At 69.2% G+C, this 21,505-nt stretch carries 21 protein-coding genes; 18 read left to right on the top strand and 3 right to left on the bottom strand.

Going from position 1 to position 21,505, the window contains the following annotated elements; all coding sequences use genetic code 11:
* Positions 1 to 22: 22 nt before the first annotated feature.
* From thrC to rho, 3 genes are all read left to right on the top strand, one after another.
* The gene (thrC, locus tag QSK34_RS30775; RefSeq protein WP_161481387.1) at positions 23 to 1,066 is read left to right on the top strand and encodes a threonine synthase; all 1,044 of its coding nucleotides are present in this window, start codon (positions 23 to 25) and stop codon (positions 1,064 to 1,066) included.
* A 129-nt stretch (positions 1,067 to 1,195) separates the two neighbouring features.
* Positions 1,196 to 2,092 carry a homoserine kinase gene (thrB, locus tag QSK34_RS30770; protein ID WP_285589207.1) on the top strand — a complete coding sequence of 299 codons (897 nt, stop codon included), beginning with the start codon at positions 1,196 to 1,198 and terminating at the stop codon, positions 2,090 to 2,092.
* Between the two features lie 398 nt (positions 2,093 to 2,490).
* On the top strand, positions 2,491 to 4,458 hold the full coding sequence (gene rho / locus QSK34_RS30765; protein WP_285589202.1) for a transcription termination factor Rho: 1,968 nt from the start codon (positions 2,491 to 2,493) through the stop codon (positions 4,456 to 4,458).
* Positions 4,459 to 4,630: 172 nt separating this feature from the next.
* Here rho and QSK34_RS30760 read toward each other — a convergent pair whose 3' ends face one another.
* Complete coding sequence (locus QSK34_RS30760; protein ID WP_285589200.1) at positions 4,631 to 5,056, bottom strand: hypothetical protein; 426 nt, start codon at positions 5,054 to 5,056, stop codon at positions 4,631 to 4,633.
* 381 nt (positions 5,057 to 5,437) lie between these two features.
* On the opposite strand from QSK34_RS30760, the gene QSK34_RS30755 reads away from it, so the two are divergent.
* Entirely contained in the window at positions 5,438 to 6,721 is a 1,284-nt protein-coding gene (locus tag QSK34_RS30755; RefSeq protein ID WP_285589198.1) for a sensor histidine kinase, read from the top strand.
* A 4-nt stretch (positions 6,722 to 6,725) separates the two neighbouring features.
* Entirely contained in the window at positions 6,726 to 7,370 is a 645-nt protein-coding gene (locus tag QSK34_RS30750; RefSeq protein ID WP_161481383.1) for a response regulator transcription factor, read from the top strand.
* A 630-nt stretch (positions 7,371 to 8,000) separates the two neighbouring features.
* Here QSK34_RS30750 and QSK34_RS30745 read toward each other — a convergent pair.
* Positions 8,001 to 9,095: a hypothetical protein gene (locus tag QSK34_RS30745; RefSeq protein WP_285589195.1), complete on the bottom strand. Its 1,095-nt coding sequence runs from the start codon at positions 9,093 to 9,095 to the stop codon at positions 8,001 to 8,003.
* A 141-nt stretch (positions 9,096 to 9,236) separates the two neighbouring features.
* Positions 9,237 to 10,295 (bottom strand): hypothetical protein, encoded by a 1,059-nt coding sequence (locus QSK34_RS30740; protein ID WP_285589193.1) that lies wholly within the window; start codon positions 10,293 to 10,295, stop codon positions 9,237 to 9,239.
* Positions 10,296 to 10,661: 366 nt separating this feature from the next.
* Between QSK34_RS30740 and rpmE the strand changes: the two genes are divergently transcribed.
* From rpmE to QSK34_RS30675, 13 genes are all read left to right on the top strand, one after another.
* The gene (gene rpmE, locus QSK34_RS30735) at positions 10,662 to 10,880 is read left to right on the top strand and encodes a 50S ribosomal protein L31 (protein WP_030451008.1); all 219 of its coding nucleotides are present in this window, start codon (positions 10,662 to 10,664) and stop codon (positions 10,878 to 10,880) included.
* 111 nt (positions 10,881 to 10,991) lie between these two features.
* Complete coding sequence (gene prfA / locus QSK34_RS30730) at positions 10,992 to 12,041, top strand: peptide chain release factor 1 (RefSeq protein ID WP_030451007.1); 1,050 nt, start codon at positions 10,992 to 10,994, stop codon at positions 12,039 to 12,041.
* A gap of 4 nt (positions 12,042 to 12,045) precedes the next feature.
* Entirely contained in the window at positions 12,046 to 12,900 is an 855-nt protein-coding gene (gene prmC, locus QSK34_RS30725) for a peptide chain release factor N(5)-glutamine methyltransferase (RefSeq protein ID WP_030451006.1), read from the top strand.
* A gap of 13 nt (positions 12,901 to 12,913) precedes the next feature.
* Positions 12,914 to 13,561, top strand: a complete 648-nt coding sequence (locus QSK34_RS30720; protein ID WP_030451005.1) for an L-threonylcarbamoyladenylate synthase — start codon at positions 12,914 to 12,916, stop codon at positions 13,559 to 13,561.
* An 87-nt stretch (positions 13,562 to 13,648) separates the two neighbouring features.
* Positions 13,649 to 16,513, top strand: coding sequence for a hypothetical protein (locus QSK34_RS30715; protein ID WP_285589186.1), 2,865 nt, complete (start codon positions 13,649 to 13,651; stop codon positions 16,511 to 16,513).
* Positions 16,514 to 16,522: 9 nt separating this feature from the next.
* The gene (locus QSK34_RS30710) at positions 16,523 to 16,909 is read left to right on the top strand and encodes a hypothetical protein (RefSeq protein ID WP_285589183.1); all 387 of its coding nucleotides are present in this window, start codon (positions 16,523 to 16,525) and stop codon (positions 16,907 to 16,909) included.
* A gap of 82 nt (positions 16,910 to 16,991) precedes the next feature.
* Positions 16,992 to 18,155: a glycosyltransferase family 4 protein gene (locus QSK34_RS30705; protein ID WP_285589182.1), complete on the top strand. Its 1,164-nt coding sequence runs from the start codon at positions 16,992 to 16,994 to the stop codon at positions 18,153 to 18,155.
* A 119-nt stretch (positions 18,156 to 18,274) separates the two neighbouring features.
* Entirely contained in the window at positions 18,275 to 18,694 is a 420-nt protein-coding gene (locus QSK34_RS30700) for a Cg1360 family ATP-synthase-associated protein (RefSeq protein WP_285589180.1), read from the top strand.
* Between the two features lie 51 nt (positions 18,695 to 18,745).
* Complete coding sequence (locus tag QSK34_RS30695) at positions 18,746 to 18,961, top strand: hypothetical protein (protein WP_051759411.1); 216 nt, start codon at positions 18,746 to 18,748, stop codon at positions 18,959 to 18,961.
* A gap of 61 nt (positions 18,962 to 19,022) precedes the next feature.
* Entirely contained in the window at positions 19,023 to 19,817 is a 795-nt protein-coding gene (gene atpB, locus QSK34_RS30690) for a F0F1 ATP synthase subunit A (protein ID WP_285589177.1), read from the top strand.
* A 68-nt stretch (positions 19,818 to 19,885) separates the two neighbouring features.
* Positions 19,886 to 20,116 (top strand): ATP synthase F0 subunit C, encoded by a 231-nt coding sequence (gene atpE / locus QSK34_RS30685; protein ID WP_062335818.1) that lies wholly within the window; start codon positions 19,886 to 19,888, stop codon positions 20,114 to 20,116.
* 32 nt (positions 20,117 to 20,148) lie between these two features.
* Positions 20,149 to 20,697, top strand: coding sequence for a F0F1 ATP synthase subunit B (locus QSK34_RS30680; protein WP_285589174.1), 549 nt, complete (start codon positions 20,149 to 20,151; stop codon positions 20,695 to 20,697).
* Positions 20,697 to 21,500 carry a F0F1 ATP synthase subunit delta gene (locus tag QSK34_RS30675; RefSeq protein ID WP_285589172.1) on the top strand — a complete coding sequence of 268 codons (804 nt, stop codon included), beginning with the start codon at positions 20,697 to 20,699 and terminating at the stop codon, positions 21,498 to 21,500. The genes QSK34_RS30680 and QSK34_RS30675 overlap by 1 nt, the downstream gene beginning before the upstream one ends.
* Positions 21,501 to 21,505 lie beyond the last annotated feature (5 nt).

The raw sequence follows: 21,505 nt of genomic DNA, 5'->3' as shown, positions 1-21,505 counted from the left end.
GCAGGTGACATGGAGGATCCGCATGTCCAGGGTTTGGCGTGGACTCATCGAGGAATACCGCGACCGGCTTCCCGTGAGCGCGACGACGCCCGTGGTCACCCTTCTCGAAGGCGGCACGCCGCTGGTGCCGGCGCCGAAGGTCTCCGCGCTGGTCGGCTGCGAGGTGTACCTCAAGGTCGAGGGTCTCAACCCGACGGGCAGCTTCAAAGACCGCGGCATGACCGTGGCCATCAGCAAGGCCGTCGAAGAGGGCGCCCAGGCCGTCATCTGCGCCTCCACCGGCAACACCTCGGCCTCGGCGGCGGCCTACGCCGTGCGCGCCGGGCTCACCTGCGCCGTCCTCGTGCCGCGCGGCAAGATCGCGATGGGCAAGCTGGCCCAGGCGCTCGTCCACGGCGCGAAGCTGCTCCAGGTCGAGGGGTCCTTCGACGACTGCCTCGAGATGACCAAGAAGCTCGCAGAGAACTACCCGATCGCGCTGGTCAACTCGGTGAACCCGCACCGCCTCCAGGGCCAGAAGACGGCCGCCTTCGAGATCGTTGACGCCCTGGGCGCCGCGCCCGACGTCCACTGCATCCCGGTCGGCAACGCGGGCAACATCTCCGCCTACTGGATGGGCTACCAGGAATACGCCGCGAAGCCGCCGAAGATGTTCGGCTTCCAGGCCAGCGGCTCGGCGCCGATCGTCAACGGCTCCCCGGTCACCCACCCCCACACCATCGCCACCGCCATCCGCATCGGCAACCCGGCGTCGTGGAAGCTCGCCGAGGCGGCCCGCGACGAGTCGGGCGGCGTGATCCAGGCCGTCACCGACCGCCAGATCGCCGCCGCCTACAAGCTGCTGGCCCAGGGCGAGGGCGTGTTCGTCGAGCTCGCCTCGGCCGCCAGCGTCGCCGGCCTGCTCCAGGCCCACGAGCAGGGCCTGCTCCAGCCCGGCCAGCGCGTGGTCTGCACGGTCACCGGCAACGGGTTGAAAGACCCCGATTGGGCGATCTCGGGCGCTCCCGCGCCCGTGACCATCCCGATCGACGCCTACGCGGCGGCGGCCGCACTGGAACTGGCATGAGGCGCGGAATGCGAAAGACCCACCCTGTCGTGACGGCAGATCTCGGTGGTCCCGCGCCCGTGACCATCCCGATCGACGCCTACGCGGCGGCGGCCGCACTCGAACTCGCCTGATCTGCGGGAGCACCCTTTGACCGTTCTGGTGCGCACACCGGCGACCAGCGCCAACCTCGGCCCCGGATTCGACACCCTCGGCCTGGCCCTCGACCTCCACGACGAGGTGACGGCCTCGATCGGGGGTCACCCGACGGCCGTCGAGGTCGAAGGCGAGGGAGCCGGGGAGGTCGACACCGGCGAGGGGCACCTGATCGTGCGGACGATGCGCCGCACCTTCGACGAGATCGGCGTCGCGCAGCCCGAGGGGATTCGGCTGACCTGCGTCAACCGGATCCCCCACGCGCGCGGCCTGGGCTCGTCGTCGGCCGCGATCGTGGCCGGCATCCTGGCCGCCCGCGCGCTGGCCGAGCGGCTGTCGGGCGCCGTCTTCGACGACGACAAGACCCTCGCGCTGGCCACCGCCATCGAGGGCCACCCCGACAACGTCGCGCCCTGCCTGCGCGGCGGGCTGACGATCTCCTGGGACTCCGGGGTGCGCAGGCTCGTTCCCCACGCCGGCATCCGGCCGGTGGTCCTGATACCCCCGTTCCGGTTGTCCACAGAAGAGGCACGCGGGCTTCTCCCGGATCAGGTCCCGCATTCCGACGCCGCCGCGAACGCGGGCCGGGCCGCGCTGCTCGTCGCCGCGCTGACCGGGGAGCCGGACAGTTCGGTGCTGCTGGCCGCCACCGAAGACCGTCTCCACCAGCGATACCGCGCGCCCGCCATGCCGCGGACCGCCGATCTGGTAGAACGTCTGCGGTCGAAAGGGGTCCCCGCGGTCGTTTCGGGAGCGGGTCCCACGGTTCTTGCGTTTTCCACGCCGGATACGCAGGATTTGATCGAGCCCGAAGTGGGTATCGACTGGCAAATCCAGCCACTGAACGTCGACCCTTCCGGTGCGACCGTTCAGTTTCCCGAGACACGCTGATGCCTCTTCGACCTTCAGGGAATAGCTGTGTGCGCCGGTGATGTTAGGCTGATAGCCGCACCAGGTGCCCCCGTGTTGGGTGCGTGCTTGTCATTCGTACATCGCGGTTCCTCGCACAGCCGAAGCCGCCGTGGCGATTTCCCTGAACTCACCTCCTCCATCCGCCGACGCGGCAGGGGGTGGCGTGTTCGGAGACATGCGCGTTCGAGCCACCTCGACATCTGGTCGGTCGTGGCATCCCAGGGGGTCTCCCCTGGAAGCGTGCCGCTCGTGATTCTCGGCACCCGGCTCGACCGCACGAGATCCACGAAGCCCGACCCGGTCTGTCCCGCCGGGTCGCATAACCGGGACGGCGGAATCAGACAGTCCGGCGCCCGACCCCTGGGAAGGACCCTTAGTTGAGCGACACCACCGAACTCCTCGCCGACGCACCGGTCGGCGACGCCCCCACGACCGCGCGCCGTCGCCGCTCCGGCACCGGCCTGTCGGCCATGGTGCTCCCCGAACTGCAGGCGATGGCCTCCGGTCTCGGCATCAGCGGCACCGGCCGTATGCGGAAGAGCCAGCTCATCGCGGCCATCCAGGAGAAGCAGGGGGCGGCGGCGCAGCCCGCCGCGGAGAGCAAGCCCGAGCCCAAGAGCGAGCCCAAGGCGGAAGCCGCCCCGGCTGAGCGGCCCGCCCGAGCCCGTCGGGAACGTTCCTCCCGCGCCGCCGCCGCGGCGCCCGCCGAGGCCCCGGCCGAGGCTCCCGCAGAGCGTGTCGAATCCGCCCCGCCGGCATCCCTCGAGCCTACGGTGCAGACGACCCCGACCGTCGTGGAGCAGTCCGAGGCCCCGTCCGAAGGCCGTGAGCAGCGCGGCGACCGCCGCGAGCGCCGTGGCCGCGGGGAGCGCGGCGAGCGCCGTGAGCGCGGCGACCGGGGCGACCGCCAGGAGCGCGGCGACCGTCAGGACCGCGCCGAGCGCGGTGACCGCCAGGACCGCCAGGACCGCCAGGACCGTGGCGACCGCAACGAGCGTGGCGACCGTGGGGGCCGCAACGACCGCCAGGACAACCGCCAGGACCGCCAGCAGGACACCCGGCAGGACCAGGGCCAGAACCAGGGCGGTCCCGGCCAGGGCGGCCCGCAGGACGACGACCCGCGCGGCCGTCGTGGCCGCTTCCGCGAGCGCAACCGCCGCGGCCGCGACCGTTTCGGCGACGCCAGCGAGCCCGTGGTCAGCGACGACGACGTCCTGATCCCGATCGCCGGCATCCTCGACATCCTCGACAACTACGCGTTCGTCCGCACCAGCGGCTACCTGCCCGGCGCCAACGACGTCTACGTCTCGCTGGCCCAGATCCGCCGCAACGGTTTGCGCAAGGGCGACGTCATCACCGGCGCCGTCCGCCAGCCGCGCGACGGCGAGCGCCGCGAGAAGTTCAACGCGCTGGTCCGCCTCGACACCGTCAACGGCATGGAGCCCGAGCAGGCCCGCCAGCGCCCCGACTTCAACAAGCTCACGCCCCTCTACCCGCAGGAGCGCCTGCGGCTGGAGACCGAGCCCAACATCATGACCACGCGGATCATCGACCTGGTCAGCCCGATCGGCAAGGGCCAGCGCGGCCTGATCGTGTCGCCGCCGAAGGCCGGTAAGACGATGGTCCTCCAGGCCATCGCCAACGCGATCACCCGCAACAACCCCGAGTGCCACCTGATGGTCGTCCTTGTCGACGAGCGTCCGGAAGAGGTCACCGACATGCAGCGGTCGGTCAAGGGCGAGGTCATCCACTCGACCTTCGACCGCCCGGCCGAAGACCACACCACCGTCGCCGAGCTGGCCATCGAGCGCGCCAAGCGCCTCGTGGAGCTGGGCCACGACGTGGTCGTCCTGCTCGACTCGATCACCCGCCTGGGCCGCGCCTACAACCTGGCCGCCCCCGCGTCGGGCCGCATCCTGTCGGGTGGTGTCGACTCCACGGCCCTCTACCCGCCCAAGCGCTTCTTCGGCGCCGCCCGCAACATCGAGAACGGCGGCTCGCTGACGATCCTCGCGACCGCCCTGGTCGAGACCGGCTCGAAGATGGACGAGGTCATCTTCGAGGAGTTCAAGGGCACCGGCAACATGGAGCTCAAGCTCAACCGCTCCCTGGCCGACAAGCGCATCTTCCCCGCGGTCGACGTCGACGCGTCCGGCACCCGCAAGGAAGAGATCCTCATGGGCAAGGACGAACTCCAGGTCATCTGGAAGCTGCGCCGGGTGCTCCACGCACTCGACATGCAGCAGGCCCTGGAGCTCCTCCTGGAGAAGATGAAGGAGACCAAGAGCAACGTCGAGTTCCTGATGCAGGTCCAGAAGACCACCGTCAGCAACGACCGCGACTAGCTCTTGGCCTGAAGCTCACACGGCGAAAGACCCCGGACGCCGTCCGGGGTCTTTTTCTTGCCTCCGTTACGGCTCTCGCCCACCCTGCCCCGCCCGCCGCCGTCGAATCCCGCCGCAACCGGCGCCAACCGGCCGCGCCCGGCCGCACCGCAACGGCCGACGAATGCGCCGATCAGCAGTATTCGCCGGCCACCTGCTCCCGGAACTCGTCCTCGGTGACGGTGTTCCGATCGGCATCCATGAAGACGCCCGTATGCGCTCCGGTCCGGCGCACTTCGTCGACGGAGTCGGCGGACCCGAACGAGTGCCCACCTGCCAGCTCCACCGTTACATCGAAGTTCTGCGGCATGGCGTCCGCCATCGGTATGTCGACCTTGGCGAACCCCCGCGAATCGCCCACCGTGATCACGCTGACGGCTCCCGACGGCTGCGACACCTTCCACACCGGCAGCTGAGTCTCCCGGTCGTGCACCGTCACCGACGCGATCCGTTCACCTGAACACAAGGCGACCACAACCCGGACCCGCCCGTCGTCGGCCACCCCGAGCCCCACGGGCCGCGGCAGGGGATCGCCGAGAACGGGCAGACACGCGGCCACGGCCATCACCCCGATCGGCAGTCCGAGTAACAGCCCAGGTCGGCGCCCCACCCGGCCACGTGAACGATCAGTCACCATCACGCGTCTTCTCCGCTCGCCCGGCTGCCGGCCCGCATTGATTGTCGACCCGCGGAGAGCGGCGAAGAAGGGCGAGAAGGTCTCAAGTCGCCCTGGAAGCGCAGTGTGGAGGTTCTCGTCGCGCGCTCTGGTGGGCGGGGATCCCGGATATGGAGATGCCGGTGGTTGTGAGAGCGCATCGTCGGCAGGCTCAGGCAAACATATCCGTCGCGGTCATGTCTGACATCAGGGGCAAATCGGGGGGTTAGCCCCACCCCGTTCGCTCCATACCCCCGGCAGCCTGCGCTTTGGCATCCTCGACGCATGGAGCGAAGGTTGCGGGACAGGGTCCCCTTCGGCCCGTGGGGCCCCCTGGGCATCGCCGTCGACCCGGTCACATGGAAGGCGGCGCCCTATTTCATCGTCGCCCCCGCCGTGGGCACCGCCTGTTTCGTCGGCCTGGGCCTGGCGTTGCCGCTCTCGCTGGTCCTGGTCCTGATCTGGGTCGGGCTGCCCATGCTGGCGGTGCTGATCCTGCTCTGGCGGGCCGTCGCCTTCGCGGAGCGCCGGTTCGTGCGCTGGACGCTCGGCGTCGACATCCCCGACCCCTACCGCCCCCGCCCCGACGGCGGCCTCTACGCCCACCTGCGGTGGCTCTTCGTCGACCCGGCCACCTGGAAGGACCTCGGCTACGTCCTGCTGCTCTGCCCCCTGGGCCTGCTGGAGTTCTTCGTCGTCTTCGGCCTGTGGTCGCTGGGCCTGGAGCTCCTCGCCCTCCCGTTGCCGATCGTTCTGACCGACCGCACGATGACGGCCTGGTTCGTCGAGGTGTCCACCGTCCCGGAGGCCGTGCTGGTCATGCTGGTCGGCGTGGTCTCCCTGGTCGCGTCCCTGTACGCCCTCAGAGGCGCCGCACTGGCCCACGGCTGGGTGGCGCGGGCGCTCCTGGGCACTGATGACCGCACGCTGCTCCTGGCCCGTAACGAGGATCTGAGGGCCAGCCGCGCCAGGGGCGTGAACGCCGCCGAGGCCGAACGCCGCCGCATCGAACGCGACCTCCACGACGGCGCCCAGCAACGCCTCCTGTCGGTCGCCCTCGATCTGGGCCGCGCCCAGGCCAAGTTCGACGACGACCCCGTACAGGCCAGAATCCTGGTCGAGAGCGCGGCGGCGGGCGCGAAGGCGGCGATAGCCGAGCTCAGAGACCTGGCCAGAGGCATCTACCCGGCCATCCTCACCGACAGGGGCCTGGACGCCGCCCTCTCGTCCCTGGCCGCCCGCGCCCCCGTGCGGGTCGAGGTCACCGTCGAGATCACCGATCGCCCCCCGGCCGCCGTCGAGAGCATCGCCTACTTCGTCGTGGCGGAGGCCCTCACCAACATGGCCAAATACTCGGAGGCCACCGAGGCGAAGGTGAAAGTGAGCAGAGCGGCCGACAGGGTCGTCGTCGCGATCGCCGACAACGGCGTCGGGGGAGCCGTCGTCCGCCCAGGTGGGGGCCTCAACGGCCTGGCCGACCGGGCGGCCACCATCGACGGCGTCCTCACCGTCGACAGCCCGCCCGGCGGTCCCACGCTCATCAGGGCCGAGCTGCCCTGCGTATGGTGACGGCATGCGTGTCGTGATCGCCGAAGACTCGGTGCTGCTGCGCGAGGGCCTGTCCCGGCTCCTGGCCGACGGCGGCATCGAGACCGTCGCCGCGGTGGGCGACGGCCCGTCGCTGGTGGAGGCGGTCGACGTACACAACCCTGACCTGGCCGTCGTCGACGTGCGCATGCCCCCCTCCCACACCGATGAGGGCCTGCGCGCCGCCCTGGAGATCCGGTCGCGGCGCCCCGGCTTCCCGATCCTGGTGTTGTCGCAGTATGTCGAGGAGCGCTACGCCACCGACCTCCTCGGCGCCGGCGCGCAGGCCGTCGGCTACCTGCTGAAGGAGCGGGTGGCCGAAGTGGCCGAGTTCCTCGACGCGGTGAGGAGGGTCGCCTCCGGCGGCGCGGTGATCGACCCCGACGTGGTGGTCCAGCTTCTGGGCCGCCGCCGGCTGCCCCACGAACGCCTGACCGGCCGCGAGACCGAGGTCCTGGCCCTCATGGCCGAAGGCCGCTCCAACAGCGCCATCGCGGCCCGCCTGGTCGTCTCGGAGGGCGCGGTGGAGAAACACATCTCCAGCATCTTCCTGAAGCTCGCCCTCGACCCGGCGCCCGACGACCACCGGCGCGTTCTCGCAGTTCTGGCCTATCTCGGGCACCGGCCCTGAAAATCCTTCCATCCGTTACGGCTCCGCCCACCCCGGCACCGCCCACCGCCCCCTTCCTCACCGCATCCGGCGCCAACCGGTCGCGCGGGGTGCGCGCCGAAACGGCGGAGAAGGTTGGCGCGAAGAGGCAATAGGGACGCGTGGGGACTTGGCGGGCTTGGAGTTCGGCCTTCGCGACGGATGCGGTCATGTGTGGCGATCGAGGCGATGCGCGCATATGTCGGCCGCTTGTAGTCCGGTCCGCGTCGGCCCGCCCACCCGGGTTCGGATCAGTCTTGTCCGCACGACTGACGTTTGGCAGGACATGGCCAGGCCCTGTGGAAAGGCTGTCGCCGGCCTGGTCAGCTCGTCGGCGACATGTCGATCGCTTCGGTGATCCTCTTGGGCGGCCGCTCGTGAGCCCGCCCACCCGGGAGCCACGCCAGTTTCGCCGCCAGGACCGACGTTTCCGCCCAGCCCGCCCACTCCCTGTGGAAACGGCTCGCGATTCGTCAAGAGGTCAGGCACCGCTCAGCTGACCCGTGTCCGCGCTGACCCTGAGGCGATCCCGGCCCTTCGGGCAGGTACGGAGAAGGGGCGCCCCGTGCGGGACGCCCCTTCTCGTAGAAGCCTTGGTTCAGCCGGAGGACGTCAGCGGACGTCGACCAGCTTGTACGGCGACAGCGACGAGTTGGTCGCGCTGGTGCTGGTCGCCTGGAGACGCCAGTAGCCGTCGTACTTGGGCTTGACGGTCTTGCTGTACTTGCCCGTCGAGTTGGCGCCCACGTAGCCGACGAACTTCCAGGTCTTGGTGCCCTTCTTCTTGAAGTAGAGCTTGAGGATCTTCTTGGACCACGCGCCCCACTTGCTGGTGCCGCGGTAGACCTTGCCGTAGATCTTGACCGTCTTGCCCTTCTTCACCTTCGCGGGCGAGACGGCGATCGTGATCTTCGACTTGGCCTTGGCCGCCGCGGAGGCGCCCTTGACCGAGAAGCCCTTGACGAAGCTGTAGGTCTTCGAGCCACGCGTGACGGTGACCTTCAGCTGCCAGGAGCCCGCGGGGGCCTGGTAGTCGAAGGAGGCCGAGCCGTGGTAGCTGTCGTCGGCCTCCAGGCCGGTGGGCAGCGTGTAGTAGTCGCCCGAGGAGTGCTCGTAGCGGACGTTGGTGACCTTCTCGTCGCCGTACTTCTCAAGCTTGAAGTTGGCGAAGACGTCGACCTCTTCGCTCTTCTTCAGCACGACCGGGTCGGGGTCGACGTTCGCCGAGGTCACCCGGGTCGCCGTGGCGACGGTGATCGACTGCCAGGGGTTCGTGAAGGTCGGTGCGGCCGTCACGCCGTTCGCGGTGAAGGCCGTGCGGTACTTCCAGGTGCCCGGCTTGTCGCTCGCCGAGAGCGGGATGGAGGCCGCGACGGTGACGTCGCCGGTGGGGGCGGGGGTGGCCGTCGAGTTCGGGATGTCCGCCGCGGTGCCCGCGTGGGGCGTCCCCGACTCCGCCTCGTCCGGCTTCAGGAACTGCACGTGGATCTTGCCGGGCTTGTCCGGCGCCGCGTAGACGTCGGTGGCCTTGATCTTGAAGGTGATCTTGTCACTCCCGCTCGGCGGGATGAACAGGTCCGCGAAGTCGGTACCGGTCGCCGACACGGACCCGGCGGCGAAAGCGGGCGAGGCGGCGACGATCCCGCCGGTGGCGAAGAGCACCGCCCCCGTGGCGGCCGCAACCATGAGCCGCAGGCTCTTGCGCATGTAAGGCCCCTTACATGAGTGAGTATTGGGAGAAAATAGAGCTTGTGAGAATAACGTGACATGGGCCCACGTGTGCACACATGAGCCCATTCGTCGCCTGTACGGCTTGCGCCAGGGGTTGGTGGCGCAAGCCGTACAGGATCAGCGAACGTCGACGAGCTTGTACGGCGAGTACGAGGACTTCGTGGCCGACGTCGAGGTCGCCGCCATCCGGTACCAGCCGTCGTACTTGGGCTTGACCGTCTTGCTGTACTTGCCGGAGTTGTTGGCACCCACGTAGCCGACGAACTTCCAGCTCTTGGTGCCCTTCTTCTTGAAGTACAGCTTGAGGACCTTCTTCTTCCAGACGCCCCACGACTTAACGCCGCGGTAGACCTTGCCGTAGATCTTGATCGACTTGCCCTTCTTCACCTTGGTGGGTGCGATGGACATCGTGATCTTCGACTTGGCCTTCGCCGCCGGGGCGGAGGTCTTGCTGACCTTGAAGCCCTTGGTGAAGGCGTAGGTCTTCGTGCCACGCGAGATCGTGAACTTGATCTGCCAGTCACCGGCCGGAGCGTCGGTGCCCATGGTCACGAAGTTGTAGTAGCTCTTGTCGTCGCCCTCGAGCGAGGTGCCGAGCGAGTAGTACTCGCCGCTCGACGGGTGCAGCGCGCGCACCTGCTTGAGCGTCTCGCCGCCGAACTTCTCGATCGTCGCGCTGAAGCCGACGTCGGTCGCGCCCTTGAGCACGACGGGGTTCGGGTCGATGCCGACGTTGGAGACCCGGGTGGCCGGGGTGACCGTGAAGGTCTTCACTTCCTGCCAGGTGTCCGGCGCGGCCGTCGCGGTGGGAGAAGGCGACGGAGACGCCTGGGTCGGCGCGGCGATCGGCTCGGCCGAGATCTGCAGCCTCCAGCGGTCACCGGGCTTGTCGTTGTTCTGCACGGTGAAGCTGCCGGTGACCCGCGAGGTCGCGCCGGGCTGGGTGGTGACCTTGGCGAGCTGGGTGACGCTGGCGGTGCGCCAGTTCACCGTGACTCCGGCGCCGGGGTTGTAGTCGGGGGTGACCCGCGCCCAGATCTTGTACTTGGGAGACCAGGAGTCGCCGAACTTCTCGTGATAGGCGCCGGCCAGATCGAACGAGAACGACATGGTGTCCTGGGAGACCGGCGGGATGAAGGTGTCGTTGACGACACCGTTCGTCACCGTGACGGTCACAGCTGAAGCGGGGGAGGCGGCGATGGCCACACCGCTGGCGAAGAGTGCCACCCCGCTGGCGCCTGCAATGAGCAGTCGCAGGCCTTTCCTCATCGAATCCCCTAACTAAGGTAATTTTGAGGGAAAAGCTCGGGTTTGAGCAGGGCGAGCCTAGTGGGGCCCCTGTGACCAGTCCACATGCGCGGTGACCTTCTCACGGACTTCCCAGGCATCGTTCGGCGACGACCTCGGGAATGCGCCATGGCCTGGGACGGTTCTCCGATCTGGCACACTGGTAGCCGAACCGTTGCGGTTCCGGTTCCCGCCCCCCTGGTATCCAGGCTGACAGAGGCGATCCGGCGACCGCGCCCCGGAGAGGAAAAAGGTATGAAGGCCGACATCCACCCCACGTACGTCGTCACCAATGTGACGTGTTCGTGCGGTAACACGTTCACCACGCGCAGCACCGCCAAGAACGGCGCGATTCACGCCGACGTCTGCTCGGCGTGCCACCCGTTCTACACGGGCAAGCAGAAGATCCTCGACACGGGCGGCCGTGTGGCGCGCTTCGAGGCCCGGTTCGGCAAGAAGGCCGCGGGCAAGTAGCTCCTTCCCAGACGCCGGCTCGGAACCGTCCTTCTCTCGCAGGGGGCGCGCCCGGGTCGGCGTTCGTGGTGAAAGGGCCTACTCGATTCGACCAGCAGGAGGGGACGCGCGGTGAACCTCGACGAGCTCATCAGCGAATACGCCGATCTCGAGCTGAAGCTCGCCGACCCGGCGGTGCACGCCGACCAGGCGAAGGCCAGGCAGTTCGGGAAGCGTTACGCCCAGCTCACGCCGATCGTCGGCACCTACCGCGAGCTCGGCCAGGTGCGCGACGACATCAAGGCGGCCCGCGAACTCGCCGGCGAAGACCCCTCGTTCGCCGAGGAGGCGGCCGAGCTGGAGGCCCGCGTCCCCGCGCTGGAGGAGCGGCTGCGCCACCTGCTGGTGCCCCGCGACCCCAACGACGACAAAGACATCATCATGGAGATCAAGGCCGGCGAAGGCGGCCAGGAGTCCATGTTGTTCGCCGGCGACCTGCTCCGCATGTATCTGCGGTACGCCGAACGCGTCGGCTACAAGACCGAGATCATCGACGCCCAGCATTCGGATCTCGGCGGCTACAAGGACGTCACGGTCGCCATCAAGGGGCGCGAAGGCGCCTGGGGGCGGCTCAAGTTCGAGGGCGGCGTCCACCGGGTGCAGCGGGTGCCCGCGACCGAGTCGCAGGGGCGCATCCACACCTCCGCCGCCGGGGTGCTCGTCTACCCCGAGGCCGAGGAGGTCGACGTCCAGATCGACCCCAACGACCTGCGGATCGACGTCTACCGCTCCAGCGGTCCCGGCGGCCAGAGCGTCAACACGACCGACTCGGCGGTGCGCATCACCCACATCCCGACCGGCGTCGTGGTGTCGTGCCAGAACGAGAAGAGCCAGCTCCAGAACAAGGAGTCGGCGATGCGCATCCTCCGGGCCCGGCTGCAGGCCATCGCCGAGGAGGAGGCCAACGCCGCGGCGATGGCCGAGCGCAAGTCGCAGGTCCGCACCGTGGACCGGTCCGAGCGGGTGCGCACCTACAACTACCCCGAGAACCGCATCTCCGACCACCGGGTCGGGTTCAAGGCCTACAACCTCGACCAGGTGCTCGACGGCGACCTCGACGCGGTGATCCAGGCCCTGCTCGACGCCGAACTGGCAGAGAAGCTCGCCGCCGCCGCGACCTGAGCCCATGACCTTCCTCCTGGACGAGATAGCGCTGGCCACCGCCCGGCTCGCCGAGGCAGGTGTGCCGTCGCCGCGCGCCGACGCCGAGGAGATCGCGGCGTTCGTCCACGGCGTGACCCGCGGCACCCTCCACACGGTGAAGGACTCCGAGTTCGACGCCCTCTTCTGGGAGGGGGTCTCCAGGAGGGAGTCGCGCGAGCCGCTGCAGCACATCACCGGCCGCGCCTTCTTCCGCTACCTGTCGCTCGAGGTCGGCCCCGGGGTGTTCATCCCCCGGCCGGAGACCGAGGTCGTGGTCGGCTGGGCCATCGACCGCCTCAACGAGATGGACGTCGCCTCCCCGATCGTGGTCGACCTCGGCACCGGATCGGGCGCGATCGCGTTGTCGATCGCCCAGGAGGTCGCGCTCGCGCAGGTGCACGCCGTGGAGATCGACCCGGCCGCCTACCGCTGGGCCAAGCGCAACATCCTCGAACACGGCCAGGGCCGCACCTCCCTCCACCCGGAGGACCTGGCCGACTGCCTGCCCGAGCTCGAAGGCCAGGTCGACCTGGTCATCAGCAACCCGCCCTACATCCCGCCGGGGGCGGTGCCGCGCGACCCCGAGGTGCGCGACTACGATCCTCGCCGTGCCCTCTACGGTTCGGGCGACGACGGCCTGGGCGAGGTCCGGGCGGTCGAGGCCACGGCCCGCCGGCTCCTGCGCCCCGGTGGCCTGGTCGCGGTGGAGCACGCCGACGAGCAGGGCAACGCGGTCTACTGGTTGTTCCCTGAGAGCAACGGCTGGCGCGACGCCCGCCTGCGTCAGGATCTGACCGGCCGCGACCGCTTCGTGACGGCCAAGTTCGGCCTGGAGTGACAAGGGAGATCACATGACCCGCCGATACCTCTGTTCCAACCCCGGCGAGCGCGAGTCGGGCCTCATCGACGCCGCGTCGGTCATCAGAGCCGGCGACCTGATCGTCCTCCCGACCGACACCGTCTACGGCATCGGCGCCGACGCCTTCACGCCCTCGGCCGTGCGGGCCCTGCTGACCGCGAAGGGCCGCGGCCCCGACATGCCGGTGCCCGTCCTCGTCGGCACCGTCCGGGCCGCCGGGGCGCTGGTCGAGTCGCTCGGCACCCACGGCCAGGACCTCATCGACGCGTTCTGGCCGGGCCCGCTGACGCTCGTCTTCAAGGCCAACCGCTCGCTCAAGTGGGACCTCGGCGAGACCAAGGGCACCGTGGCCATCCGCATGCCGCTCCACCAGGTGGCCCTCGACCTGCTCAAGGAGACCGGCCCGATGGCCGTCTCCAGCGCCAACCGCTCGGGCAACCCGCCCGCCACCACGGCGGCCGAGGCCGAGGAGCAGCTGGGCCAGTCGGTGGCCGTCTACCTCGACGCCGGGCCGTGCAACGACAACACCCCGTCGACCATCCTCGACCTGACCACCTCGGTGCCCCGCGTGCTGCGCAAGGGCGGGATCCCGGTCGACAAGCTCCGGGGCGTCGTGGGCTACCTCGCGACCGAGGAGTAGATCCATACCGTCTGGCTATCGCACCGGGTCACCGGGGGCGTGGCGGCCTAGCGTGAGTCGAGGTTTTCGACCCCGGGAGGCTGGCGCATGCCCAAGATCGATGGGATGGACCCCAAACTGGTCCGCGATCTCCTGGCCGAGCTTCGACGCGCGGCCAAGGAGATGGAGACCATCGAGGCCAAGGCGACCACCACGGTCCGCAACGCGGGCGTGCCCGCCGCGGTGACCTACCGTCCGTCGGCGGTGGCCGACGCCATCGCCGAAATGGACAAGGACGTCACCGCCCGCCTGGCCCTCCTGGAGAAGCGCGAACGCGAACCGCGCACCCAGCCCAACCCGACGACGTCCGGCGACGCCAACCCCGCCCCCAAGCCGACGGCGGGCGAGACCGAACCGCCGCCGAAGAAACCGGCCGGGGAGACCGAACCACCCAAGCAGCCGTCCGGCGACCCGGAACCCCCGAAGAAGCCGGCGGGCGAGACGGAACCGCCGAAGAAGGGCGACACCGAGACCTCCGCCCCGAACAGGGGCGACTCGGACCCGCCGCCCAAGAAGAGCGACACCGAGACCGAGCCGCCGAAGAAGGGCGACACCGAGACCCCCGCGCCGAACAGGGGCGACTCGGACCCGCCGCCCAAGAAGAGCGAGGGCGAGACCCCGCCGCCGAAGGGCGAGACGCCTCCGCCGAAGCAGGAGCCGATCGACACCCCGAAGAAGGACCATCCCGACGACATCGACCAGACGAAGGGCCGGGTCGTGCTCGACGTCGACGGGACGAAGGTGGTGTCCTACCCCCTCAACCAGGACCTCGACGTGGTCCGCCCGATCGACGACGCCGCCCAGCCCGCCGGTACGCAACCCTCCGGCGGCCCCCAGCCCGACGGCAAGCCCGGCTACGTCGAACCGCTGGAGCCCACGGTCAAACACCCCGCACCCCAGCTGGGCCTCGACCCGGGCGACCCCATGGGCCCCTACGTGGGCACGGCGGCCGACAACGTCACCGAAGACCCGTTCCTCAAGAACAACCCCGCCGCCGCCCCACCCGCTCCCCAGCCGGGCCTGGCCCCCGGCGACCCGATGGGCGCGTATGTGGGCACGGCGGCCGACAACGTGACGGAAGACCCTTATCTCAAGGGCAACCCCGTGACCCAGCCCGCGCCGCAACCGGGCCTGGCACCGGGCGACCCGATGGGCGCGTACGTGGGTACGGCCGCCGACAACGTGACGGAAGACCCCTTCCTCAAGGGCAACCCGGCGACCCAGCCCCCGCCCCAGCCCGGCCTGGCACCGGGCGACCCCAACGGCGCCTATGTGGGCACCGCCGCCGACAACGTGACGGAAGACCCGTTCCTCGCCTCCGCTCCCCAGTTGCCGGCGGACACCACGCTGGTGAGCGGCGACGCCGTCGACCCGAAGGCCCTGGCCGCCGCCCAGCCCGGCGACGCGCTCTCCGCCCCGGCCAACCCGATCTCCGACCAGGCCCTCGGCACCCTGCTGAACAACGACTCGCAGATCGGCCCCCAGGGCATGCCGACGGTCACCGACGGGAGCGGGTCGGCCTCAGGCGCCAGCGGCAACCCGGCGACGGCCGGTCATGGCCCGAACGACGGCGGCTCCCAGCAGTCGTCTGCCGGTGGGAACTCGGGTAACTCGCACAGCAGTGGTCTCTCGGGCCCGCAGGGCGGGAGCGACGCCGGTTCTCAGCAGACGTCTCCCGGTGGGAATTCGGGTAACTCGCACAGCGGTGGTTATTCCGGCTCGCAGGGTGGGGGCGACAGCAGTTCACATCAGACGTCTGCCGGTGGGAACTCCGGTAACTCGCACAGCGGTGGTCTTTCGGGGTCGCAGAGCGGAAACGACGGCGGTGCCCAGCAGACCGGCAACCCGGGCGACTCAGCCGGCCAGCAAGGCGGAAAAGAGGGTCAGTGCGGCCCGCAGGGCGGTAACAATCCGGCGGCGAATGGTTCGCCCACTGGGCAGGCGGGGCTCACGACCGGCCCGACCATGGCTCACTACGGCCCCGCGGGCCTGTCGGCCGACGGCCACTACGGTGCGGCGGGTCAGCCGGGGTCAGTCGGCCAGCCCGGCACCGCTGATCAGCCCCGCGCCGCCGATCAGTCCGGCCCCGCAGGTCAGGCCGGCCCCGCAGGTCAGGCCGGATCTGCAGGTCAGGCCGGATCCGCCGGTCATGGCGGTTCCACGGGCCAGGCCGCGTCCACCGGTCAGGCTGAAATCGATCCCAAGAAGCTGGCCGCCGAGCAGCCCGGTGACGTCCTGTCCGCCCCGGCCAAGCCGATCTCCGACCAGGCACTCGGCGCGCTGCTGAACATCGACTCCCAGATCGGTCCGCAGGAGATGCCGTCCATGACCGGCGGAGGATCGGGGACCGAAGGCGGCCCCGGCCAGGCCCCCTCCGGCAATGGTTCAGACCATTCCGCGTCAGCCCCGCAGACCCCCTCGGCGAGCCACGCCGGCGGCGACGTCGACCCGAGGCGGCTCGCCGCCGAACAGGCCGGTGACGTCCTGTGGGCGCCGACTGACACCGTCTCCGACCAGGCACTTCGTGCCCTGTTCGGGTTCGACGACCAGATCGGGCCGCAGGAGACGCCGTTCATGGGGGCCGGTTCGGAGGGCGGCCCCGGGCAGGGTCCGGCGGGTGGCGGACACGGCCAGGGCGCGGGCCCGGCGCAGGGGGCCGCGGGTGATGGTCCAGACCAATCCGACCCCAGGCGGCTGGCCGCCGAGCAGCCCGGTGACGTTCTCTCCGCGCCCGCGAAACCGGTCTCGGACGAGGCGATCCTCGCCCTGATGGACGTCCACGCACAGATCGAGCCGGTAGACATGCCGAGTGTCTCCGTACCGGCAGGGGAGTGGGGCACGGGCGAATGGGTGCCCGAGGACATCGAGCCCGACGGCCCCGCCGGTTCCGTCGCCCCCGGTCAGCCCGCGTAAGGAGATCCGATGAGCTATCTCGACCCCCCCGCGCCCCGGCCGCTGCAGCCGGGCGAGACCCCGCCCGCCGCGAACGGGAACGACCTGCTGATTCCGGGCGGCCAGGCGACGACCTGGGTGTTCAACCCCGAATACCAGCGCCTGGTCGACCTGTGGTTCCAGGTCATGCCGTTGATGGAGAAGATTTCGACGTTGCTCGACCGGCCGTACACGCTGGCCAGGAGCCCCGACACCTGGAACGCCGACGTCGCCAAACGGTATGTCGAGCAGATCTCCGAATGGCGCACCCGCCTGGGGCTCTACCGGCAGGCCGTGCTCACCTCGATCAGTGACGAGGCCGCCGACACCCCCCGTTGGGTGCCGAGCAAGGCCGGCGCGCCGCACGCTTACTCGTAAAGCTGCGCTAGCGTCGTCGCAAAGAGATGGTGTGGCTATTTCGCCCGTCTCAACTGGTCCGTTGATCCGGGAAACTGGTGCCGTGCGCGAATACTTCTTCGTGGGCCTTGTCACTGCCGTTGTCACCTACCTGCTGGTGCCTCCGGTCCGGGCCTTCGCGTTGCGCATCGGCGCCGCTCCCGAGGTCCGGGAACGCGACGTGCACAAGGTGCCGACACCCCGGCTGGGTGGCCTGGCCATGTTCGGCGGCATGGCCGCCGGGCTGCTGGCCGCCTCCCACCTGCCGTGGGTCGGGTCGGCGCTGGCCGGCGAACAGTCCGGTCAGACCACGATCGCGCTGCTCGCCGCCGGTGGGCTGATCGTGGTGACCGGCTTCCTCGATGACTGGCTGGGCATGGACGCCCTGGTCAAGCTGGGCGGCCAGGTCGCCGCCGGTGGCCTGCTGGTCTACTACGGCGTGTCGCTGCGGTCGTTGCCGCTGCCCGAGAGCATGGGCGGCAACGTGTTCCTCGACTCGAACCTGCAGGCCGTGATGACGATCCTGGTCGTGGTGGTCGCCATCAACGCGGTCAACTTCGTCGACGGGCTCGACGGCCTGGCGGCCGGCATCGTCGGCATCGCGGCGATGGCCACACTGGTCTACTCCATGGTGTTGTCGCAGGACCAGCAGCAGACCCGCATCAACCTGACCGCCGTGGTCGCGGCCCTGCTGGTCGGCATGTGCCTCGGGTTCCTGCCCCACAACTTCAACCCGGCCAAGATCTTCATGGGCGACACCGGCTCGATGCTGATCGGGCTGGTCCTGGCCACCTCGCTGGTGACCATCACGTCGTCGGTGCCGACGACCGCGCTCGACGTCAACCGGTTCGCGCTGGTGCTGCCGCTGCTGCCGCTGGCGGTGGTCGTATTGCCGCTGACCGACCTGATCATGGCGGTGATCCGGCGTACGAGCGAAGGCCTGTCGCCGTTCGCGCCCGACCGGGGACACCTGCATCACCGGCTGCTCGACATCGGCCACTCCCACCGGCGGAGCGTCCTGATCATGTACGCGTGGACGTTCATCTTCGCGTTCACGATCGTGGGCCTGTCGCTCGAAGGGGTGCCGCTCATCCTGTTCCCGCTGATCAGCGTCGTCGCGATCGCGGTGCTGGTGGTGTTGTCGAGGCCGAAGGGGCGCAAGGGGGCACACGCCGCCGACCGCCCGGGGAGCCCGCCGGCGAACCATCCCCCGGCGACAATCGGGTGAATTCGCCGCGAAAAGCCAGGTAAAGCCTGTGTCGCGGAGCTTGTGATAGCTTTCACTAACAGCAGCCCATAGTCTGGGCGAAGCAAACGCTCGGTTGACAACATGTTCTGGAGTCGTCCATGCAGGCCAACGACGTGCGCGTTCTCAAGGGCGCCGCCGTGCCAACGGTGGCGGTCGGGGTGATCGCGGCCATCGTGTCGGCGATCTTCGCCGGATTCACGGGCGCGCTCGGCGCCGTCATCGCGCTGGGCCTGGTGGCCGTCTTCTTCACCGTGGGCCTCATCGTGGTCACCTGGGCGGGCCGCATCTCGCCGATGGCCATGTTCGCCGCGGCCGTTTTGAGCTATCTCGTCAAGGTGATCGCTATCATGATCACACTCAGGGCATTCGAGACGACTACGGTCTTCGACCCCAAGGCGTTCGCTTGGAGTGTGATCGTCCTCACCGTCGTGTGGACCTTCGGCGAGATGCGCGGCTTCATGAAGCTGAAGCTCCTGTACGTCGAACCAGACTCCAAAGTTCCCGGTCAGGGCAACTGATGGGGTCCGATATGACTAGTCCTTGCGGTCCCTGCTATCGTCGTGCCCGCGATGAGCGAGAAGCAGCGCAGGCCCGAGGACGACGGCCGCGACTTCGCCGACGCCGCCTGGTCAGTACCCAGCTATCTGCTGTCGGGAATGCTGCTTTGGGGTGGCCTCGGCTGGTTGCTGAGCCATTGGACGGGCGTGCACGCGTTCATCCCCATAGGTGTGGTTATCGGGGTAGGGCTGGCCTGCTGGCTCGTCTACCTCAAGCACGGCCGCTGAACGCGCCCGCACAAGCTCTGATTCTTCCAATGATGGTCCACGACGTTGAAGGGAACGCCGCGTGACTACGCTGACGCTCCTCGCCGCTGACGGAGAATTCCAGGCTCCCGGGCCGGAGATCTTCAATTTCCCGCCGCTTTACTCCGGGGCGCCCGTCTGGCTCACCAAGCCGGTCCTCCTCGCGGTCCTCGGTGCCCTGGTCATCTGCGTGCTCGCCTGGACCGCCTTCGCCAACCCGAAGCTGGTGCCGCGGGGCATCCAGAACATCGGCGAATACGGCTACACGTTCGTCCGCGACCAGTGCGCCCGCCCGTTCCTGGGCAAGGACGCCGAGCGCTGGATGCCGCTGCTCCTCTCGCTGTTCCTGCTGATCCTGCTGTGGAACTTCTTCGGTGTGATCCCGGTGCTGCAGATTCCGGTGAACTCACACATCGCCTATCCGATCATCTTCGCGGTGACGATCTACGTCATCAAGATCTACCTGGGCATCAAGCACCAGGGCGGGATCGGCTACTTCAAGAACATGATGTTCCCGCCCGGCCTGCCCAAGGGCGTCTACGTCCTGATGGCGCCGCTGGAGCTCATTTCGAACCTGGTTCTCGCGCCGTTCACCCACGCGGTCCGACTGTTCGCGAACATGTTCGCCGGCCACCTCATCCTGGCCTTCTTCGCCAGTGTCGGTTTCCACTTCCTCATCGAGCAGCTCACCCCGCTTGGTGCGCCGCTCGGCGTGGTCGGCTTCCTCATGACGACGCTGATGACCGGCTTCGAGATCTTCATCCAGTTCCTGCAGGCGTTCCTCTTCACCATGCTGGCCGCGATGTACATCGGCAACTCGCTGCACCCGGACCACTGAACCACCCACTGACGTGACCAGACCGGTGAGTAAGAAGGCTCACCGGCCGACCAGTAAAGGAAACCGCAATGAGCGTTCTCGCTGAAGTCACCGGCAACATCGGCGCGATCGGTTACGGCCTCGCGGCGATCGGCCCCGGTGTCGGCGTGGGCATCATCTTCGGCCAGGGTGTGCAGGCCATCGCCCGCCAGCCCGAGGCCTACGGACTCATCCGTCAGAACATGCTGCTCGGCTTCGTTCTGACCGAGGCCCTCGCCCTGATCGGTCTCGTCGCGCCGTTCATCTACCCGACCTCCTGACGCGTTATCCCATCTGACGGAAGGCTGCGCCCATGACTCTGGCAGCTACAGTTCTGGCGGCGGAGGAGAACAACCCGCTCCTCCCGCACACCTACGAGCTGGTCGTCGGCGGTCTCGCGTTCCTGCTCGTCTTCCTCGTCGTCGGTAAGATCCTCACCCCGCGCATCCAGAAGACTCTGGCCGAGCGCACCGAGGCGATCGAAGGCGGGATCCAGAAGGCGGAGAACGCCCAGGCCGAGGCCCAGGCAACACTCCAGCAGTACCGCGACCAGCTCGCCGAGGCCCGCCAGGAGGCTGCCCGCCTCCGCGAGGAGGCTCGTGAGCAGGGCGCGCAGATCAAGGCCGAACTCCGCGAGGAGGCCCAGGCCGAGGCCCGGCGCATCGTCGAGGCCGCCCACGCCCAGATCGAGGCCGACAAGGCGCAGGCGCTCGCGCAGCTGCGTTCCGAGATCGGCCGCCTGTCGACCGACCTCGCCGGCCGCATCGTCGGCGAGTCGCTGGAGGACGAGGCCCGCCAGCGTCGCGTCGTCGACCGGTTCCTCGAGGAGCTCGAGGGCTCCGGGACGACGGCGGTCCGCTGATGCAGGGCCTGAGCAGGACCTCTCTGGTCGACATCGAGGAGCGTTTCAACAGCGTGGCCGGGTCGGCCGACCTGGGCACGCTGGCCGACGAGCTCTTCGCGGTCGCCTCGCTTTTCGACCGGGAGCCCGGTCTGCGCCGTTCGCTCTCCGACCCGTCGCGTCCGGCCGAGCAGAAGGCGCAGACCATCCGCGCCCTGCTCGAGGGCAAGGTCTCGCCGGCGGCGCTGGAGACGACGGTGGCCGCGGTCGAGGCCAAGTGGTCGCGCTCCGGTGACCTCGCCGACGCCGTGGAGCGGCTCGGCGTGATCGCCGCCGCGAGCGAGGCCGAAGGGGCCGGCCGTCTCGACGACGTCGAAGACGAACTGTTCCGGTTCGGCCGCATCCTCGCCGCCAACCCCGACCTGCGCCGCGCGCTGGCCGACCCGGCCGCGACCGGCAAGGAGTCGCTCCTCGCCGACCTGCTCGGGGCCAAGGTCGCGCCGACCACCCTGCGTCTCGTCTCCCAGGTCGCCGCACACCCGCGCGGACGTAGCCTGGAACGAGGCCTGGAGGAGTTCGGCCGCCTCGTCGCCCTCCAGCGGCAGCGACTGGTGGCGGTCGTCACCAGCGCGGTGCTGCTGTCCGACGCGCAGAAGCAGCGGCTGGCGAACTGGCTGCGGGCCACCTACGGCCGTGACGTCCACCTGAATGTCGAGGTGGACCCGAAGGTGCTCGGTGGGTTCTCGATCAAGATCGGGGACGAGATCATCGACACCACCATCGCCGCACGTATTGAAGAAGTCCGCCGCCGGTTGGCCGGCTAGGCGAA

Origin of the sequence: Herbidospora sp. NBRC 101105 (assembly GCF_030269205.1) — a bacterium.
Classification (GTDB): Bacteria; Actinomycetota; Actinomycetes; order Streptosporangiales; family Streptosporangiaceae; genus Herbidospora; species Herbidospora solisilvae.
Note: the sequence above shows the minus strand (reverse complement) of the source record. Positions and strands in the feature narration are given on the sequence as shown.

What these genes read in the sequence shown, in the direction of transcription:
- rpmE (WP_030451008.1), top strand. Translation starts at nt 10,662, where the DNA reads ATGAAGGCCGACATCCACCCCACGTACGTCGTCACCAATGTGACGTGT.
- QSK34_RS30675 (WP_285589172.1), top strand. Translation starts at nt 20,697, where the DNA reads ATGCAGGGCCTGAGCAGGACCTCTCTGGTCGACATCGAGGAGCGTTTC.
- QSK34_RS30745 (WP_285589195.1), bottom strand. Translation starts at nt 9,095, where the DNA reads ATGCGCAAGAGCCTGCGGCTCATGGTTGCGGCCGCCACGGGGGCGGTG.
- QSK34_RS30755 (WP_285589198.1), top strand. Translation starts at nt 5,438, where the DNA reads ATGGAGCGAAGGTTGCGGGACAGGGTCCCCTTCGGCCCGTGGGGCCCC.
- QSK34_RS30715 (WP_285589186.1), top strand. Translation starts at nt 13,649, where the DNA reads ATGCCCAAGATCGATGGGATGGACCCCAAACTGGTCCGCGATCTCCTG.
- thrC (WP_161481387.1), top strand. Translation starts at nt 23, where the DNA reads ATGTCCAGGGTTTGGCGTGGACTCATCGAGGAATACCGCGACCGGCTT.
- atpE (WP_062335818.1), top strand. Translation starts at nt 19,886, where the DNA reads ATGAGCGTTCTCGCTGAAGTCACCGGCAACATCGGCGCGATCGGTTAC.
- prmC (WP_030451006.1), top strand. Translation starts at nt 12,046, where the DNA reads ATGACCTTCCTCCTGGACGAGATAGCGCTGGCCACCGCCCGGCTCGCC.
- QSK34_RS30720 (WP_030451005.1), top strand. Translation starts at nt 12,914, where the DNA reads ATGACCCGCCGATACCTCTGTTCCAACCCCGGCGAGCGCGAGTCGGGC.
- QSK34_RS30680 (WP_285589174.1), top strand. Translation starts at nt 20,149, where the DNA reads ATGACTCTGGCAGCTACAGTTCTGGCGGCGGAGGAGAACAACCCGCTC.
- QSK34_RS30750 (WP_161481383.1), top strand. Translation starts at nt 6,726, where the DNA reads ATGCGTGTCGTGATCGCCGAAGACTCGGTGCTGCTGCGCGAGGGCCTG.
- QSK34_RS30710 (WP_285589183.1), top strand. Translation starts at nt 16,523, where the DNA reads ATGAGCTATCTCGACCCCCCCGCGCCCCGGCCGCTGCAGCCGGGCGAG.
- QSK34_RS30695 (WP_051759411.1), top strand. Translation starts at nt 18,746, where the DNA reads ATGAGCGAGAAGCAGCGCAGGCCCGAGGACGACGGCCGCGACTTCGCC.
- QSK34_RS30700 (WP_285589180.1), top strand. Translation starts at nt 18,275, where the DNA reads ATGCAGGCCAACGACGTGCGCGTTCTCAAGGGCGCCGCCGTGCCAACG.